Origin of the sequence: Microbispora sp. CSR-4, assembly GCF_008033685.1 — a bacterium.
Lineage (GTDB): Bacteria > Actinomycetota > Actinomycetes > Streptosporangiales > Streptosporangiaceae > Microbispora.
In genome coordinates this window covers 1-390 of record NZ_VJVX01000293.1, presented here as the reverse complement: position 1 = coordinate 390, position 390 = coordinate 1, and the positions used below count along the sequence as shown (strand labels likewise).

1 protein-coding gene is annotated in these 390 nt (G+C 72.1%); it reads left to right on the top strand.

Annotated elements, in window-relative coordinates; all coding sequences use genetic code 11:
- Window positions 1-257: hypothetical protein (locus tag FLV34_RS41145; RefSeq protein WP_222709825.1), on the top strand; the 257-nt coding region annotated here is incomplete at its 5' end.
- Between the last annotated feature and the right edge of the window lie 133 nt (window positions 258-390).

Below are 390 nucleotides of genomic sequence, written 5' to 3'. Positions count from 1 at the left end.
GGGTGCTGGTGGTGCGTGAGGGCCGGATCGTGCACGAGGCCCCGGCCGAGGACCTGGACGAACACCGCGTGCTCGACCTCGTGATGGTCTCCACCGAACAAACCACCGGGCGGGCCGCCGAGCAAAGCGCTGGGCAGACGGCCGGGCAGGCCGCCGGCTCCGATGGCGAGGCCACCCTCGCCACTGATTCCGACTCCGGCTCCGATGCCGGGTCTGGTGTTGCAATTCCCCCCTCTGAAGGAGCGTTCGATGATTGAGGTCGATCAGGCCGCGCAGGCCGGCCCGCGCGTAGCGGCGGGTCCGGGCGGGCGGTTCGGCCGGCTGGGCGAGGTCCGGCACCTGGGGCTGGTCGCGGCGTTGGTGCTGCTGGCGATCGTGGGTCTGGTGACC